At 33.0% G+C, this 17,698-nt stretch carries 17 protein-coding genes; 11 read left to right on the forward strand and 6 right to left on the reverse strand.

Annotation, left to right across the window (positions count from 1 at the left end):
- Window positions 1-151: 151 nt before the first annotated feature.
- From Q0050_RS12615 to Q0050_RS12625, 3 genes are all read right to left on the reverse strand, one after another.
- Window positions 152-484 carry a translation initiation factor gene (locus Q0050_RS12615; RefSeq protein WP_298396368.1) on the reverse strand — a complete coding sequence of 111 codons (333 nt, stop codon included), beginning with the start codon at window positions 482-484 and terminating at the stop codon, window positions 152-154.
- Window positions 485-592: 108 nt separating this feature from the next.
- Entirely contained in the window at window positions 593-976 is a 384-nt protein-coding gene (locus tag Q0050_RS12620; RefSeq protein WP_298396371.1) for a GxxExxY protein, read from the reverse strand.
- A gap of 139 nt (window positions 977-1,115) precedes the next feature.
- Window positions 1,116-2,066, reverse strand: a complete 951-nt coding sequence (locus Q0050_RS12625) for a 2-oxoglutarate and iron-dependent oxygenase domain-containing protein (protein ID WP_298396374.1) — start codon at window positions 2,064-2,066, stop codon at window positions 1,116-1,118.
- 222 nt (window positions 2,067-2,288) lie between these two features.
- On the opposite strand from Q0050_RS12625, the gene Q0050_RS12630 reads away from it, so the two are divergent.
- Window positions 2,289-4,514, forward strand: a complete 2,226-nt coding sequence (locus Q0050_RS12630) for a DNA cytosine methyltransferase (protein WP_298396377.1) — start codon at window positions 2,289-2,291, stop codon at window positions 4,512-4,514.
- Here Q0050_RS12630 and Q0050_RS12635 read toward each other — a convergent pair.
- Window positions 4,508-5,452 (reverse strand): hypothetical protein, encoded by a 945-nt coding sequence (locus tag Q0050_RS12635; protein WP_298396380.1) that lies wholly within the window; start codon window positions 5,450-5,452, stop codon window positions 4,508-4,510. The genes Q0050_RS12630 and Q0050_RS12635 overlap by 7 nt on opposite strands.
- 716 nt (window positions 5,453-6,168) lie before the next feature.
- Here Q0050_RS12635 and Q0050_RS12640 point away from each other — a divergent pair.
- Complete coding sequence (locus Q0050_RS12640; RefSeq protein WP_298396382.1) at window positions 6,169-8,145, forward strand: dehydrogenase E1 component subunit alpha/beta; 1,977 nt, start codon at window positions 6,169-6,171, stop codon at window positions 8,143-8,145.
- 4 nt (window positions 8,146-8,149) lie between these two features.
- On the forward strand, window positions 8,150-8,374 hold the full coding sequence (locus Q0050_RS12645; RefSeq protein WP_298396384.1) for a hypothetical protein: 225 nt from the start codon (window positions 8,150-8,152) through the stop codon (window positions 8,372-8,374).
- Here Q0050_RS12645 and Q0050_RS12650 read toward each other — a convergent pair whose 3' ends face one another.
- Window positions 8,375-8,794, reverse strand: coding sequence for an SRPBCC domain-containing protein (locus tag Q0050_RS12650; protein WP_298396387.1), 420 nt, complete (start codon window positions 8,792-8,794; stop codon window positions 8,375-8,377). It abuts the gene before it with no gap.
- A 131-nt stretch (window positions 8,795-8,925) separates the two neighbouring features.
- Between Q0050_RS12650 and Q0050_RS12655 the strand changes: the two genes are divergently transcribed.
- The 8 genes from Q0050_RS12655 to sucD all read left to right on the forward strand — a co-directional run bounded on the left by Q0050_RS12655 (window position 8,926) and on the right by sucD (window position 16,444).
- Complete coding sequence (locus tag Q0050_RS12655; protein WP_298396390.1) at window positions 8,926-10,161, forward strand: HD domain-containing protein; 1,236 nt, start codon at window positions 8,926-8,928, stop codon at window positions 10,159-10,161.
- A gap of 120 nt (window positions 10,162-10,281) precedes the next feature.
- Complete coding sequence (lpxD, locus tag Q0050_RS12660; RefSeq protein WP_298396393.1) at window positions 10,282-11,301, forward strand: UDP-3-O-(3-hydroxymyristoyl)glucosamine N-acyltransferase; 1,020 nt, start codon at window positions 10,282-10,284, stop codon at window positions 11,299-11,301.
- Between the two features lie 23 nt (window positions 11,302-11,324).
- Complete coding sequence (locus Q0050_RS12665; RefSeq protein ID WP_298396396.1) at window positions 11,325-12,713, forward strand: bifunctional UDP-3-O-[3-hydroxymyristoyl] N-acetylglucosamine deacetylase/3-hydroxyacyl-ACP dehydratase; 1,389 nt, start codon at window positions 11,325-11,327, stop codon at window positions 12,711-12,713.
- Window positions 12,714-12,716: 3 nt separating this feature from the next.
- The gene (gene lpxA / locus Q0050_RS12670; protein WP_298396398.1) at window positions 12,717-13,502 is read left to right on the forward strand and encodes an acyl-ACP--UDP-N-acetylglucosamine O-acyltransferase; all 786 of its coding nucleotides are present in this window, start codon (window positions 12,717-12,719) and stop codon (window positions 13,500-13,502) included.
- Between the two features lie 32 nt (window positions 13,503-13,534).
- On the forward strand, window positions 13,535-14,101 hold the full coding sequence (gene efp, locus Q0050_RS12675) for an elongation factor P (RefSeq protein ID WP_298396402.1): 567 nt from the start codon (window positions 13,535-13,537) through the stop codon (window positions 14,099-14,101).
- Between the two features lie 60 nt (window positions 14,102-14,161).
- Window positions 14,162-15,091, forward strand: a complete 930-nt coding sequence (locus tag Q0050_RS12680) for a UDP-3-O-(3-hydroxymyristoyl)glucosamine N-acyltransferase (RefSeq protein WP_298396405.1) — start codon at window positions 14,162-14,164, stop codon at window positions 15,089-15,091.
- Window positions 15,091-15,453: a nuclear transport factor 2 family protein gene (locus Q0050_RS12685; protein WP_298396408.1), complete on the forward strand. Its 363-nt coding sequence runs from the start codon at window positions 15,091-15,093 to the stop codon at window positions 15,451-15,453. The genes Q0050_RS12680 and Q0050_RS12685 overlap by 1 nt, the downstream gene beginning before the upstream one ends.
- A 118-nt stretch (window positions 15,454-15,571) precedes the next feature.
- Window positions 15,572-16,444, forward strand: coding sequence for a succinate--CoA ligase subunit alpha (gene sucD / locus Q0050_RS12690; RefSeq protein ID WP_298396410.1), 873 nt, complete (start codon window positions 15,572-15,574; stop codon window positions 16,442-16,444).
- A gap of 63 nt (window positions 16,445-16,507) precedes the next feature.
- Here the strand turns inward: sucD and Q0050_RS12695 are convergent, their stop codons facing one another.
- Window positions 16,508-17,689: a cytochrome c peroxidase gene (locus tag Q0050_RS12695; protein WP_298396412.1), complete on the reverse strand. Its 1,182-nt coding sequence runs from the start codon at window positions 17,687-17,689 to the stop codon at window positions 16,508-16,510.
- Between the last annotated feature and the right edge of the window lie 9 nt (window positions 17,690-17,698).

Consider the following 17,698-nt stretch of genomic DNA (forward strand, 5'->3'; position numbering starts at 1 on the left):
TGTTTGTTGTTTGTTGTTTGTTGTTTGTTGTTTGTTGTTTATGGTTAACTAATCACTAATCACTAATCACTAATCACTAATCACTAATCACTAATCACTAATCACTAATCACTGACCACTGACCACTAAAAACTGACCACTGAAAACTTCCTCATCCTCCCACACGCTTAGTCTTAAACCCTTTCTCCTGCAAGATTTTCATAATTCTATCGCGGTAATCGCCTTGAATAATGATTTCACCGTCTTTAAACGTACCACCTACAGCAAGTTTGTTTTTTAATTCTTTGGCTAAAAGTTTAAAATCTTCCTCTTCACCTTCATAACCAGAAATGATGGTCGTAGGCTTACCTTTTCGTTTTTCATATTTACAAATCATAGGCTCTTTTTGAACATACAATTCGTGCTCTTGTTCCACAACAGCTTCCGGTTCTGCAGAAGGCACGTGGTCTGGGAATAGGTTTTTTAATTGGTCTTGTAGATCCATTTTTATTATTTTTTTGGAACGCGGATTAAACGGATTAAACGGATAGTCGCGGATTTCTTTTTTTGCCTTTATATATTCGAACGCGGATAATAAGGATTGTTCCAGATTTTATTTTTGATAGTTTTGATACACTTTTCTAATAAATTCGGGCTTTTTGCCAAAATTCAATAGTAATCCAACTTCACAATCAGTTGCCTTTAGATAATTTATTAATTGAAATTCGTTGGCTTCAATCAAGCATTCTTGGGCTTTCAATTCCAAAATTACTAAATCATTTACAATTATATCAGCAATATATTCTCCAACTTCATTTCCTTTGTAATAAACTTTGATCTTCTTTTGAGTTTCAACTTGAAATCCGTTTTCTTTTAGTTCATAATACAAAGAATTTTGATAGACTCTTTCTAAAAAGCCATATCCTAACTCGTTATAAACATCATAAAATATCTTTAAAATCGACTTTGTCAAATCACGATGTAAAATACTACTCATAAAATATAAATTTCAATCCGCGTCAATCCGTTTAATCCGCGTCATCCGCGTTCCATAAATTATCGCTTGTTATAGGGATATAAAAACTAAAAAAGACATCAAGAAAACTCAATGCCTTTTTCAGATATAAATATAAAAATTATTTTTTGATCAATCCCAAATCAACCAATCTTTCATACAAGAATTCACCTGCTGAAATATCTTCGTATTTTTTAGGATTATTTTCATCGATGCAGTTTTCTAAAACATCCAAACGCATATCGCTCACTGGATGCATAAAAAACGGAATAGAATAACGTGACGTACCCCAAAGTTCTCTTGGTGGATTCACCACTTGGTGTATCGTAGATTTAAGTTTGTTATTCGTGTGACGCGACAACATATCACCCACATTAATTACCAATTCGTCTGACTCAGCAATAGCATCAATCCATTCGCCGTCGTGGTTTTGCACTTGCAAACCTTTTCCTTGCGCACCCATTAATAGGGTAATCAAATTGATATCACCGTGTGCTGCAGCACGAATAGCATTTTCGGGTTCTGAGGTAATCGGCGGATAATGAATAGGTCTCAAGATAGAGTTACCTTCTTTACCGTATTGATCAAAATAAAATTCATCTAAACCTAAATGCAAGGCTAACGCACGCAATACATAAATACCAGTTTTTTCAAGCATTTGATAGGCTTCTTTTCCCACTTCGTTAAAACGAGGCAATTCTTTAACCTCAACGTTATCAGGATATTCGGCAGCATATTTGGAATCTTTGTCCACATACTGACCAAAGTGCCAAAACTCTTTCAAATCGCCTTCTTTGCGACCTTTTGCATGTTCTTTTCCAAAAGAAACATAACCACGCTGACCTCCAATACCTGGAATCTCATAGCTGTATTTTGTTTCTAAAGGAAGTGCGAAGAAATTCCTAATTTCTCCATACAATTCATCAACCAATTTGTCATCCAAAAAATGACCTTTTAGCGCCACGAAGCCAATCTCTTCGAAAGCTTTTCCGATTTCATTTACAAATTTTTGTTTACGTGTCGGATCATCCGACAGGAAATCACGCAAGTCAACACTAGGAATGTTTTGCATTTACTAAAACTTTTTTGTTAATAACTTACTCAGGAGTAAACTCCATTATAACTACAAATGTAATAATTTTTTAGATTCTTAATAAGGAAGTTGTTAACAATTTTTATTTGGAATATTGCATTTTTTTGGAATGTTGGAATTTTTTTAAAAAAATATGCATTTTTTCTTGCGAGATAAAAATTTGTCCGTAAATTTGTCCGTATCCGTAAAAATGTCCGTAATATGATAAATGTTAAATTTTACCTTGATAAAGCTGATAAAAGCAAAAGGTTTCCAATTCATCTTGTTTTGCGTCAAAAAGATTTGCAAATTAAAGTTGCAACTGGTGAGAAAATAATGAAAAAAGATTGGGATAACACAAATCAGTTAGTAAAAGAAACAGAATATTCTTATAAATCTATTAATAAGTTTTTAATTTTCTTAAAGCAAGAAGTTGAAAAATATTTTGAAATCGAGCCACATACAAACTTCACGGATAAAAAAATCAAAGAAAAAATAGCTTCTTTAGTTAATAGTAGAAGAGCAAATACAGATATTAACATAGTTTCTGAACCACCAAAAGAATATGAAACAAAATCTAAAGTGACTTTTGTGGATTTATTCGCTGGAGCTGGTGGATTTAGTGAAGGTTTTTTACAGGCGGAATATGGAAATAAATATTATGATTTTAGGTTAGCTAGTGATATTAACGAAAATTGTGAACTTACACATTTGGCAAGATATAATTATCAACTTGGATTAGATGCTGAATTTCTTCGCCAAGATATTACCGAACCAGATTTTTTAGATAATTTTCTAAAGAAGATTGGAAATAAAGAAATTGATATAGTTTGTGGTGGACCACCTTGTCAGAGTTTTAGTTTAGCAGGAAAAAGAAAAAAGTTTGACAAAAAAGATGATTTATTTGCTCATTATTTAAAAGTCATTAGACAATTAAGACCAAAGTATTTTGTAATGGAAAATGTTAAAGGAATTTTAACAAAAGAACAAGGCAAAATTAAAGAAATGATTTTGCAAGAAATTAGGTCGATTGTTGATTTGAAAGAATTTAACCAGCTGATATTTTTTGTTTCTAATCTTAAAAAAAACGATTTAAAAAACTCTTTTATTTTAGAGTGTTATAATTTGCGTTTACAATTTGAAAAGGCAACAGATAAAGAGTTGGATAATTTAAAGAATACATATATTCATAATTTAGAAAATAAGTTTAGGATTTTAACTCCAAAAATAGTTGACTATAAAACAAGTAAAACAGACAAAAATATTAGCACAATTCGTCACGGATTTAATCTTTTGAAAAGGGTTAAAGAACTTGAATATATTAGAAAAAAAGTAATTAATGAAAAAGCATTTTCTAATTTAGATAATGATTTATTTGCAGATGATTTTGATGATTTTTTAACTTCTATCGAACCAGAAACTATTATTGAAAAAATTCATATTTCTTTTAATAATTTAAAGCCAAATGATATTTACATAGAAGAAGTAATTCAAATTATTACTGCTCTCGAAATTTTTGATTATTCTTTTGACGAATGTGTCAAAGGATTAAATTCATTTGTTGTTAAAGTTAATAAAGAATATGAATTTGAAACTATTTTATCTAAAATAAGGTTATATAATATTGAACAACCTTTCGTTGCTTTAGCATCAGATTATGGAGTTCCACAAAATCGAGAAAGAGTTTTATTTATTGGTTGTAGAAAAGATCAAAAGTTGATAAGTAATATTCCAGCCACTGTTGCACAGAATGAGAAAGTTAATGTTTTTGAAGCAATTTATGATTTAGATTTTATTGGAAATGATGATGAAAGATTTGATTATGAAAAAATCAATTTAAAGGCACAATATAATGGTTCAACTGAAAAAATGAAATCATTATTAAAGAAGAGAAATATTGACGGAAAACCAAATGAAAATGATGGTTTAAGCTATTCAGAATGGTCAAGAAAAGGACGTTTGAATGGACGATTTTCAAACGCAAAGAATCCCTTTTATGTTAGAAATTTTGAAGAACTTGAAAATACATTGACGCATCTTGTTGCTCCTTTACAGAATCATAAAACTAGTAAGCAAAATGAAGATGTTATTAAAAGATTAGATGTTATATTAAAGTCTGGTAATTATGATGCTGCAAAATCAAATCTAAAGGAAATAGGTTTAGAATCTGATAAGCGAAATTATACAGTTTTGAAACCCGAAAGCCAAAGTTCTACAATTATGACAATTGCAGACGATTACATTCACTATTCAAATCCTAGAGCTTTGACTGTTCGTGAAATGGCAAGACTTCAGTCGTTCGACGATTCATTTGTTTTTCAAGGAAAACGCTCCACAGGTGGAAATAAACGTAAATTTGAAGTTCCTCAATTTACATTAGTTGGGAATGCAGTTCCTCCATTAATGGCTAGAGCAGTAGCTCTAGAAATTTTGAAGAATATTCAATAAAGTCCAAAATAAGATAATGAATGATTAGCAGTTAATTCTGGTATCGCAGCTCTAATATCTGTTCTTAACCCAGATCTTGAACCAGACTGAAAATTGTTTGTAAAAATTTCCTTTAATGATTTGGCAACATTTTGAATGCTAGGATTACCCCAATAGTTACCGCCAGATAGATTTGTAACTCGTTTTACTGCAACTCCATTAGGATTATAAACAGTATTTTGATTGGAAGGCACTGTAACAAAAGAATAACTAAAACTTTGAGCATTTTGAATATTATATCCATTTCTACCAATCGTAATATTTCTATTGCGAAATCCACCTGCTGAATAAATCATATCCCATAACATAGGAATTTGGGCATTGTCATTCCAATTTGTTTTGCACTGTATTATTCCAATTTCAAATTGATTAAAATCTCTTTCAGCTAAATAATTTGTTAGTTCAAGATTAAATTTATTTTTCACAATTGGTTGAATTTGAATTCCTAAATTATTAATAATGTTCAATTGATTTATGTCTGTGTTGTATTCAGGTAAATCTGGAAAAACTAATATTGTTATGTCAGATTCCGTATTACAAGCAAAATTTCCATAATTAACGGTTATTGCATCTTGTATTGCTTTGGGGACAATACTCATTTTCTTAACAGCAACAACTCGACTTCCAGCAGTACAGAGGTTTATATACCAACAAACTAATGATTCCCAAGCAGTTCCGCTTGCAGACAATTCTCCTTGACCTCGTCCACCGCCACCAGTTGACCTAAAGATATCTGATAAATGGTCTCCAAGATTTAAGATTTCATTTTCAGTATAATTTTTTCCTAAAAGGCTTAGAATTTCTAGTCGCCAAGTTTGCCAACAATTTTGATATGTATTTGTGCTAAAAACATTGTCAACTGCTAATTTTCTTAATTGATCGGGAACAGTATTGTACATATGAATTAAAGTTATGTGATAAATGTTTGAGTTAAAATAAGAATTCCAAATATAATCATTAAATGTAAATTACTTTATTGATGCAAATAAAATTTAAAACTAGTATATTTAATAAATAATTTAATAATTATATTTTTAACTTAACAATGCATTTATCATAAAAAAATATTTGTATATGGAGTTAATGATTAAAAATTATATTTGCATCTCTATGATAGGATTTATTTAGTAATCGGTATAGTTATTTTAGGACGGGTCAGGTACATAGAATAAGTACAGATAAAGCATAGATAAAGCATAGATAAAGCATAGATAAAGCATAGATAAAGCATAGATAAAGCATAGATAAAGCATAGATAGTGTATGAAAACTGCATTTATAACCTATGAATTTAAAGAACAACTATAGTACCTCTAAATAGCTTCCCAAAAAGGTCCATTTTATTAAGAAAGGCGAGAATCAAATCCTCAATCCTCAATCCTCAATCCTCAATCTTCAATCTTCAATCCTCAACCCCAACTACAATTTCTCAAATTACTCCAATTTCTCTGATCTGTGTTCTAAAAAAAATTAGTGCCAATCCGCTTTATTTGTATCATTAGCGTTCCATATTATACAATTCATTACAAACAATAAAATCCACAAAGAATTCCGCAAAAATAATAGGAGAAACGAATCACTTTTTTATATTTTTGCAAGGCTTAAAAAACAAACCAATGAATTTCGATAGAAAAGATTTATCCAACATACAATTATTAGATTTATATAAAAGACTACTAAAACCTAGACTGATAGAAGAAAAAATGCTTATTCTGTTACGTCAAGGTAAAGTATCAAAATGGTTTTCGGGTATCGGGCAAGAAGCTATTTCTGTGGGAATCACAGCGGCTTTAGACCAAGACGAATACATTTTACCAATGCACCGCAATTTGGGAGTGTTCACTTCGCGTGACATTCCGTTGCACCGTTTGTTCTCACAATGGCAAGGTAAAAAAACCGGATTCACCAAAGGTCGCGACAGAAGTTTTCACTTCGGTACGCAAGAATTCCACATCATCGGAATGATTTCGCATCTCGGACCGCAAATGGGCGTAGCCGATGGAATCGCTTTAGCAAACAAGTTAAAGAAAAACGGAAAAATTACCGCAGTTTTTACAGGTGAAGGCGCTACTAGTGAAGGCGATTTTCACGAAGCGCTTAACATAGCATCAGTTTGGGATTTGCCAGTTTTATTCGTAATCGAAAACAATGGCTACGGTCTTTCAACGCCAACCAACGAACAATACCGTTGCGAAAACCTTGCCGATAAAGGTGTAGGTTACGGAATGGAAAGCCACATAATTGATGGTAATAACATCTTGGAAGTTTACACTAAAATTGCTGAGTTAAAAGCTTCGCTAGCGGTAAATCCTAGACCAGTTTTATTAGAATTCAAAACGTTTAGAATGCGCGGGCACGAAGAGGCGAGTGGTACAAAATACGTTCCACAAGAATTAATGGACATGTGGGCAATCAAAGATCCAATTGCTAACTACAAAAACTATTTGGTTGATGTTGGTGTTCTATCAGAAGAATTAGACTCCGAATTCAAAGCGGTTATCAAAGCAGAAATCGACGAACATTGGGCAATCACACAAGCAGAACCTGAAGTAGTTGCGGACTTAACCGAAGAATTAAATGATATGTTTGAACCGTATCAATTTGAGGAAGTTAACCCAAGTTCAGAAATGGAAAACATTCGTGTGGTTGATGCAATAACGCAAGCTTTAAAACAGTCAATGGAACGCCACAGTAATTTAGTGATTATGGGTCAAGACATCGCTGAATATGGTGGAGCTTTCAAAATTACAGAAGGTTTTGTAGAGGCCTTTGGAAAAGATAGAGTAAGAAATACACCAATTTGCGAAAGTGCTGTAGTTTCAGCAGCCAACGGATTGTCAATCAACGGATATAAAGCCATCGTCGAAATGCAGTTTGCCGATTTCGTATCGACAGGTTTTAATCCAATAGTGAATTTATTAGCTAAACAACACTACCGTTGGGGTGAAAAATCCGATGTTGTAGTGCGAATGCCTTGTGGTGGTGGCACACAAGCCGGACCATTTCACTCACAAACAAACGAAGCGTGGTTTACCAAAACACCAGGTTTAAAAGTGGTTTATCCGGCATTTCCTTATGATGTAAAAGGGTTGTTGAACACCGCAATTAATGATCCAAACCCAGTGATGTTTTTCGAACACAAACAATTGTACCGTTCGGTGTATCAAGATGTTCCTAAAGAATATTACACCATTCCATTCGGAAAAGCTGCGTTGGTGAAAGAAGGCACAGAGGTAACGATTATTTCTTTTGGAGCAGGAGTGCATTGGGCATTAGATACCTTATCTAAAAATCCGCAAATTAAAGCCGATTTAATTGATTTAAGAACTTTACAACCGCTAGATACTGAAACAATTTTTGCCTCAGTAAAGAAAACAGGAAAAGTAATTATTCTGCAAGAAGACACCTTGTTTGGCGGAATCTCAAGCGATATTTCGGCGTTAATTATGGAAAATTGTTTTGAATATTTAGATGCTCCAGTAAAACGTATAGGAAGTATTGAAAGCGCAATCCCTTTTGTAAAAGCTTTAGAAGATCAATATTTGCCAAAAACTAGATTTGAAGAAGGATTATTAGAATTATTGAAATATTAATAAAATGAAACCTTTAACCGAAAAGTTGTTGTTAGAAGACGCAACGGTGCACAAAGTACAGTTCGACAAAGAATGGTTTTACAACCTCGACGATATGAAGTTTTACTTAAACGAAGACTTATCGGAAGTGGAATACATTCATTTGCCGATGTTGGTTTTCGGTGAAGAAGAAATTGTAAAGTGTTGCACGCTAGAGGATATACTTCGCGGTCGAAAAGAAAAAGAATAGCTAGTGGTTTTCTACTAGCTTTTTGAAATTATTCAAAATAGCCTGCCAACCATCTTTTTGCAACTCCACTGAATTCATCGTTTCGGCTTCGAAGGTTTCTACTACTTCAACAGTATCTCCAATAGCAATAAAATCGATGCTTACTTCACGGTTGTCGTCTAAAACATATTTAATAGCTTTGTTTTGGATGACTTCAAGGTAAGTGCCTTCAAAATCAAAACTAACACTACCGTCTTTAGCAGCCATAGTATAAGAGAAACGTCCGCGTGGAGTTAAAGTATTAGTGGCTTTAACAGTATGCCAATCCTCAGAAGCGTTGTTCCATAGCATAATTTTTTCTGGTGTGGTCCAATAATTCCACACTTTATCTAAAGTACTTTTAATGGTACATTCTACTGTGATTTTTGTTTTAATTTCCATTTGCTAGATATAAAATTAACTATTGTTTAAGCAAATTTAAAAAAATTAACAAAACAATTGACATCTCCACAGAAAATAGTTTTTTGTTTTTAACATTTGCCTTATATTTGTGTAAAATAAACAAGCACTTAGTGAATCCAACCAATAAACTTAAAATATTTAACGATCCTATTTACGGATTTATTACCATACCAAATACCTTAATTTACGATTTAATTCAACATCCGTACTTTCAAAGGTTACGACGCATTTCTCAAATGGGTATGTCTTATTTGGTTTATCCAGGAGCACATCACACCCGATTTCATCACGCTTTAGGTTGTATGCACGTGATGCAAAAAGCGATTCAAACACTTCAATTCAAAGGTGTTTCTATTTCAAAAGAAGAAGAAAATGCTTTGTTAATCGCCATTTTATTACATGATATTGGTCACGGTCCGTTTTCTCACGCAATGGAACATAGTATCGTAGAAGATGTGCACCACGAAGAGATTTCATTGCTGTTTATGAATGAGTTAAATGAAGAATTTGACGGAAAATTAGCGCTTGCCATTCAAATATTTAAAGGAGAATACCATAGAAAATTTATGTACCAATTGATTTCAAGTCAACTAGATATGGATCGAATGGATTACCTTAGAAGAGATAGTTTTTATAGCGGTGTAGCCGAAGGAAACATCAACAGCGAACGTTTGATTCAAATGATGGACGTGCAAGATGATTTTCTAGTAATCGAAGAAAAAGGAATTTACTCCGTAGAAAAATTTTTAGTTGCACGACGTTTGATGTATTGGCAAGCATATCTTCACAAAACCAGTGTCGTAGCAGAAATCATTTTAATGAAGATTCTAAAAAGAGCCAAAGAATTAACTCAAAAAGGAATTCACCTAGAATGCAGCAAACCCTTGTTGTTTTTTATGGAGCATAAGATTTCATTAGAACTATTTGACAAACAAACCATAAAAACCTTTGCTTTACTTGACGATCACGACGTAATGGGTGCTATCAAAGCGTGGCAATTTAATGATGATTTTGTATTGAGTTCGCTTTGCAAAATGATCATCAATAGAGATTTATTAAAGATTAAAATGTCGGACGAGAAACCAGAAAAAGAAGGTTTAATAGATTTAAAGAAGAAATTCATAGCATTGCATCCCATTTCTGATAAAGAAGCAGATTATTTTATTTTCAAAGGAAAATTAAAAAATCAAGCCTACAGTAAACTGAGCGAACCGATTAGAATACTCAAAAAAGACCGAACTATTGAAGATGTTGTAGAAGCATCCGATCAATTGCATTTGAAAGCTTTGTCCAAACCAGTGACTAAATATTTTATATGTTTTCCAAAAGTACTATTAGATACCTAGTATTTCATTAAATTTTAATATTTTTGCGCCAATGAAACGAGCCTTTAAATTTGTTAATTCTATTTTTGAGTATATTTGCGAGTTCCATTTTATTCCAATGGAAAATATTTTTTTATATAAATGAAATTTACAGCTGAACAAATTGCGGGTATTTTAGAAGGTGAAGTAGTAGGAAATCCTAATGCTGAAGTTTTTAAATTGTCAAAAATAGAAGAAGGATCTACAGGTTCACTTACTTTTTTGTCCAATCCCAAATATCAGAACTTTATATATTCTACTCAAGCTTCGGTTACCATTGTAAACAAATCTTTTGAGCCAGAACAAGCAATTTCTACTACGTTAATCAAAGTAGAAGATGCTTACCAATCCTTTTCTAAATTACTAGAATATTACAATCAAGTCAAATTGATGAAATCAGGTATCGAACAACCATCAGTAATCTCTGAAGGTGTTGAATACGGAAGGGATTTATATTTAGGTAGTTTTTGTTACGTTGGTAAAAATGTAAAAATTGGAAATAACGTAAAAATTTATCCCAACACATTCATCGGTGACAATGTAATTATTGGTGATAATTGTGTGTTTTTTGCTGGAGTCAGAGTTTATTCTGAAACTGAAATAGGATCAAATTGTGTACTTCATTCTGGAACAATAATTGGTTCAGATGGTTTTGGATTTGCGCCGCTCGAAGATGGAACTTATAGCAAAATTCCTCAAATTGGAAATGTGATATTAGAAGACAATGTTGAAGTGGGTTCTTGTACTACAATAGATAGAGCAACAATGGGTTCAACAATCATCAGAAAAGGAGTGAAGTTGGACAATCAAATCCAAATAGCCCACAATGTTGAAATTGGTGAAAATACCGTAATTGCATCGCAAACAGGTGTAGCAGGTTCAACCAAAATTGGCAAAAATTGCATGATTGGCGGACAAGTAGGAATTGTGGGTCACATTACAATAGGAAATGGCGTTAGAATTCAAGCGCAATCCGGAATAGGTAAAAGCATTGGCGATGGCGAAGTGGTTCAAGGAACGCCAGCCTTTAATTATGGAGATTTTAGTAAGTCCTACGTACATTTTAGAAATTTACCTAAAATTGTTGCTGATTTACACGATTTAAAAAAGAAAATACAATAACAAACAAAACTAGATTGAATATTATGGTTAAGCAAAAAACCATCAAAAGTGAAATTTCACTTACAGGTGTTGGATTACATACAGGAAAAGAAGTCAAGATGACTTTTAAACCTGCACCAATAAACAACGGTTTTACATTCGTAAGAGTTGATTTAGAAGGAAGTCCGATCATTGAAGCGGATGCAAATTATGTGGTAAATACCCAAAGAGGAACTAATTTAGAAAAACTTGGTGTCAAAATTCAAACATCAGAGCACGTTTTAGCGGCCTTTGTTGGTTGTGATGTAGATAATGCAATCATAGAATTGAATGAATCTGAACCACCAATTATGGACGGTTCATCTAAATATTTCGTAGAAGCAATTGAAAAAGTAGGTGTTGAAGAACAAGAAGCTGAACGTAAATATTATGTAGTTAAAGAAGTAATTTCCTTTACAGATGAAGCTACAGGTAGCGAAATTTTAGTAATGCCTTCTGAAGATTATCAAGTTACCGCAATGGTTGATTTTGGTACAAAAGTATTAGGCACACAAAATGCTACTCTTAAAAATTTATCCGATTTTAAAACTGAAATTGCTAATTGTAGAACGTTTAGTTTTCTTCACGAACTAGAAAGCTTACTAGATAACGGGTTAATAAAAGGAGGTGATTTAAATAACGCCATTGTCTATGTTGATAAAGAAATATCTCCAAACACAATGGAAAATCTAAAGAAAGCCTTCGGAAAAGAAACTATTGCGGTTAAAGAAAACGGTATCTTAGATAACCTAACATTGCATTATCCTAATGAAGCGGCTCGTCATAAATTACTTGATGTCATCGGAGATTTAGCCCTTGTTGGAATCCGAATTAAAGGAAAGGTAATCGCCAATAAACCTGGTCATTTTGTAAATACGCAGTTTGCTAAAAAATTATCTAAAATCATTAAAATCGAACAAAAGAATTATGTTCCAACTTATGATTTAAACCTACCTCCATTAATGGATATTCATCAAATTATGAATATTCTTCCACATCGTCCACCTTTTTTATTGATTGATAGAATCATTGAAATGTCAGAAACACACGTGGTTGGTATGAAAAATGTAACGATGAACGAAAATTTCTTTGTCGGACATTTTCCAGATGCACCAGTAATGCCAGGCGTTTTAATTGTGGAAGCAATGGCGCAATCAGGTGGAATCTTAGTACTAAGTACGGTTCCAGATCCTGAAAATTATTTGACTTATTTTATGAAAATTGATAATGTTAAGTTCAAATACAAAGTGCTTCCTGGTGATACCTTAATATTCAAATGTGATTTAATTTCTCCTATCAGAAGAGGAATTTGTCACATGCAAGCCAACGCTTATGCTAACGGAAGATTAGTTGCTGAAGCAGAATTAATGGCTCAAATAGCTAAAAAACAATAACTTATGAATCAACCACTAGCATACGTACATCCAGGAGCAAAAATTGCAAGAAACGTCGTAATTGATCCTTTTACGACCATTCATAACAATGTTGAAATTGGAGAAGGAACTTGGATTGGTTCTAATGTTACCATTATGGAAGGCGCAAGAATTGGTAAAAATTGTAATATTTTTCCAGGCGCAGTAATCTCAGCAGTTCCACAAGATTTGAAATTTGGAGGTGAAGAATCACTTGCGATAATTGGTGATAACACTACAGTAAGAGAATGTGTTACAATAAATAGAGGTACAGTAGCATCAGGTCAAACAAGAATTGGAAAAAACTGTTTGATTATGGCAACAGCTCACATTGCGCACGATTGTCACATTGGAGATAACGCAATTATTGTAAACGGAGTTGCATTGGCAGGTCACGTTATTGTTGGAAATTATGCTATCATTGGTGGTTTAGCTGCCATTCATCAATTCATTCACATTGGTGATCACGCAATGATTTCAGGAGGTTCGTTAGTTAGAAAAGACGTGCCACCTTTTACTAAAGCAGCAAAAGAACCGCTATCTTATGTCGGAATTAATTCTGTAGGTTTAAGAAGAAGAGGTTTTACTTCTGAAAAAATTAGAGAAATTCAAGATATTTACAGAATCTTATATCAAAAAAATTATAATACCTCTCAAGCGGTTGGTATTATAGAAGCGGAAATGGCCGCATCTCCTGAACGAGATGAAATATTAGATTTCATCAGAAACTCTTCACGAGGAATCATGAAAGGTTATTCAGGCTCATATTAAAAAATAAAAATTAAAAATTAAAAATAATAAAAATGGCATCTACATCAGATATTAGAAACGGATTATGCATTAAGTACAACCACGATATTTATAAAATTATCGAATTTCTTCACGTTAAACCAGGAAAAGGTCCAGCTTTCGTTAGAACCAAACTTAAGAGTTTGACTAATGGTAAAGTTCTTGACAATACCTTTTCTGCAGGTCACAAAATTGATGAAGTTCGTGTTGAAACACATGAATACCAATTTTTATATGCTGAAGGTGATTTGTTCAACTTTATGCACGTTGAAACTTATGAGCAAATTCAATTAAATAAAGCTATTCTTGATGCACCAGATTTATTAAAAGAAGGAGCAATAGTTAAATTAATTATCAATGCTGAAACAGAGTTGCCTCTTTCTGTAGATATGCCAGCTTCTGTAGTACTTGAAGTTACTTACGCAGAACCAGGTGTTAAAGGAAATACGGCTACAAATGCTACAAAACCAGCTAAAGTTGAAACTGGAGCATCGGTAAACGTTCCGTTATTCATTAATGAAGGTGATAAAATTAAAATTGATACAGCGTCAGGTTCTTATATGGAACGTGTAAAAGAATAATTTTAGCTGCTTTTAAGTTCAAATTAAACCTAAATTACTGACTACTGAATAATAAAATAAATGAAGTTTTCAAAAATATACTCGCTTAAAGAAATTGCAGAAATCATCGGTTGCCACTATGTTGGTGCTGATGATTTCCCTGTTTATGGTATGAATGAAATCCACGTGGTTACAAATGGCGATATTGTTTTTGTTGATCATCCAAAATATTATGATAAAGCATTGCAATCAGCGGCTACAATTGTTTTAATCAATAAACAAGTAGAATGTCCTGAAGGTAAAGCATTGCTAATTTCTGATGATCCTTTCAGAGATTTTAATAAATTAACCAATCATTTTAGGCCTTTTACTGCAGCTGGTGTTTCAATATCAAATTCAGCGATAATAGGCGAAGGAACTGTAATTCAACCTAATTGTTTTATCGGACACAATGTTGAAATTGGAAAAAATTGTATCATCCACGCTAATGTTTCCATAAATGATAATTGCGTAATTGGTGATAATGTGATTATTCAAGCAGGAACTATTCTTGGAGCCGATGCTTTTTATTACAAAAAACGTCCTGAAGGTTTTGATCAACTGCTATCAGGTGGAAGAGTGGTGATTGAAAATAATGTTGGAATTGGAGCACTTTGTACTATTGATAAAGGTGTTACAGGAGATACAACCATTGGTGAAGGAACTAAAATCGATAACCAAGTACACGTTGGTCACGATACTGTAATTGGAAAAAAATGTTTAATTGCAGCACAAACCGGAATAGCAGGTTGTGTAATTATTGAAGATGAAGTTACACTTTGGGGTCAAGTTGGAACAACTAGCGGAATCACTATTGGTGCAAAAGCAGTAGTTTTAGGTCAAACCGGTGTGACAAAATCAATTGAAGGTGGGAAATCTTATTTTGGAACCCCAATAGAAGAGTCACGTGAAAAATTAAAACAATTAGCCAACATAAAACGAATACCTGAAATAATAAAAAGTCTTAAGTAATGACAGCAAAAGAATTAGTTCTTGATTTTTATAAAAATGATTTACTTCTACGTCGATCAGAAGTAGAGCCATTTCTTCACGACGATTTAATCATCGAGTGGAACAGTAGTAAAGGTTTTGTTCAAATGAAGAAGCAAGATGTATTGAATCTTACCGATGAATTGAGCAAGTCTTATGTTCGTTCTAAAATGAGAATTACGCATATTATTGCCGAAAAAAATAAGGTTTCAATTCGTTATTCCCATTTTGTAAAAACAATTGAAAACCCACGTGAAGAGATGCTTCTAGCACATTTTTTTGTCATTTGGGAAATCCAAGACGATAAATTATTTCGAGGTTATCAAATGAGTCAATTCTCATAAAATCATATATAGAAAATTTGCAAATAAATAGAAAAAAACTAATTACTAATCACTAATTACTAATTACTATTTTATACTTTTGCAACTCAAACATTAAAACTAAATAAAAAAACATAATATGAGCGTTTTAGTTAACAAGAATTCAAAAATAATAGTTCAAGGATTTACAGGTAGCGAAGGTACATTTCACGCTTCACAAATGATTGAATACGGAACCAATGTTGTTGGTGGTGTTACACCAGGAAAAGGTGGTTCAACGCATTTAGATCGTCCAGTTTTTAATACAGTTAAAGACGCGGTTGACCAAGCAGGTGCTGATACTACAATCATTTTTGTTCCACCAGCTTTTGCTGCTGATGCTATTATGGAAGCTGCAGATGCAGGAATTAAAGTTATTATTTGTATCACCGAAGGAATTCCTGTAGCTGATATGATTAAAGCATATGCTTATATTCAAGATAGAGATTGTAGATTAATCGGACCAAACTGTCCAGGTGTAATTACACCAGAAGAAGCTAAAGTTGGTATCATGCCAGGTTTTGTTTTCAAAAAAGGTACGGTTGGAATCGTTTCTAAATCAGGTACATTAACTTATGAAGCTGCTGATCAAGTTGTAAAACAAGGATTAGGAATTACTACAGCTATCGGAATTGGTGGAGATCCAATTATTGGAACTACAACTAAAGAAGCTGTTGAATTATTAATGAATGACCCAGAAACGCATTGTATCGTTATGATTGGTGAAATTGGTGGACAACTTGAAGCTGATGCTGCTAAATGGATCAAAGCTGATGGAAACCGCAAACCAGTTGTTGGATTTATCGCAGGTGAAACGGCTCCAAAAGGAAGAACAATGGGTCACGCTGGTGCAATTGTTGGTGGTGCTGATGATACAGCTGAAGCTAAAAAACGTATCATGAGAGAAAACGGAATTCACGTAGTTGATTCTCCTGCTGAAATTGGTAAAAAAGTAAAAGAAGTTTTAGGATAATATTCTAAAAACCATAATTATAAAAAAAAGAGCTTTCAATTGAAAGCTCTTTTTTTATGAGATTTAATTTAAAAATGGATTTGACCATTTACTATCAACATAAACATTTGTTCCAGAAAGTGTTCTTAAGAAAGCTATGACTGCATTAACTTCAGGAGCCGTTAAATTTAATTGTTGACCAAAACCATTTGGACGTAATCTTGGATCTAAATTTGTATTTCCTGGAGCTAAGTTTATTGTTCCATAATGTCCAACAGCAGCTTGTAAAGTTGTAATAACTCCTGTGTGCATCATTGGACCATTTGTGGTTCCATCTGTTTTAACTAAATCTCGTAATGATGGCGCACGGGTATTAGTAATATCAATTCCAACACCACTTATAGTTCCAATTATTCCATTATTTCTTGAATTTGGATCGATATCAAATTCAGGTGCAGCATGACAACCAGCGCATCCTAAACCTCCGCCAGTCCTACTTCCAGTTGCATTAAAAACTGGAGGCGATAAAAATAAATTTTTTCCCTGATTTTCTTGTGCAGTAAAATTGGTAAAAGGTTGTCCTTCATTTGCAGCAGTTGCTCTTCCAATGTCGTATTTGGAATCAAATGATTGTATACTTTTGATAAATTGAGCTAAAGCTATTTGTATTTTGTTTTCAGTAATTTCCTCTGAACCATAAACAAATTTAAACAATTCTTTATAGTAACCAATGGCTGATAATTTTGTGATTAATCCTGAAAATGCTTCGTCTCCATTAGTACCACTATAACCCATTTCACCGTGGTCTTTTATAGGCATTGTGGTTTGTGTTTCTAAATTGATAGCTCTTTCATCCCAAAAGAATTTTGCTTCATTTGCAAAACGATTATTGATTAATCGCATTGAGTGTCTTCCTGTGGTTCCATTTACACCTTGACTTGCAACGGCAACATCACTAAAAGCATTTGCTTGTTGGTGACAACTTGCACATGAAATAGTATTATTTGAAGAAAGCTTTTTATCATAAAATAAAACTCTTCCTAAAGTCGCACCTTTATTCGTTATCAAATTGGAACCCACATTACTTTTTGTAATATAGGCAGGAACAGTTTGATTAGCATAATTTGCTAAGTTAGATAAATTGATATTATTGCCAAATGCGGTTGTAACATTTGGAAAACTTTCAATAGCTTGATAGTCATCCTCCGATTTATTACAAGAAATAAAAAGTAAACCTAGACAGGTAATTAGGATTGTTTTTTTCATTTAAATGTT

The sequence above is a fragment of the Flavobacterium sp. genome (genome assembly GCF_027483985.1).
GTDB lineage: Bacteria > Bacteroidota > Bacteroidia > Flavobacteriales > Flavobacteriaceae > Flavobacterium.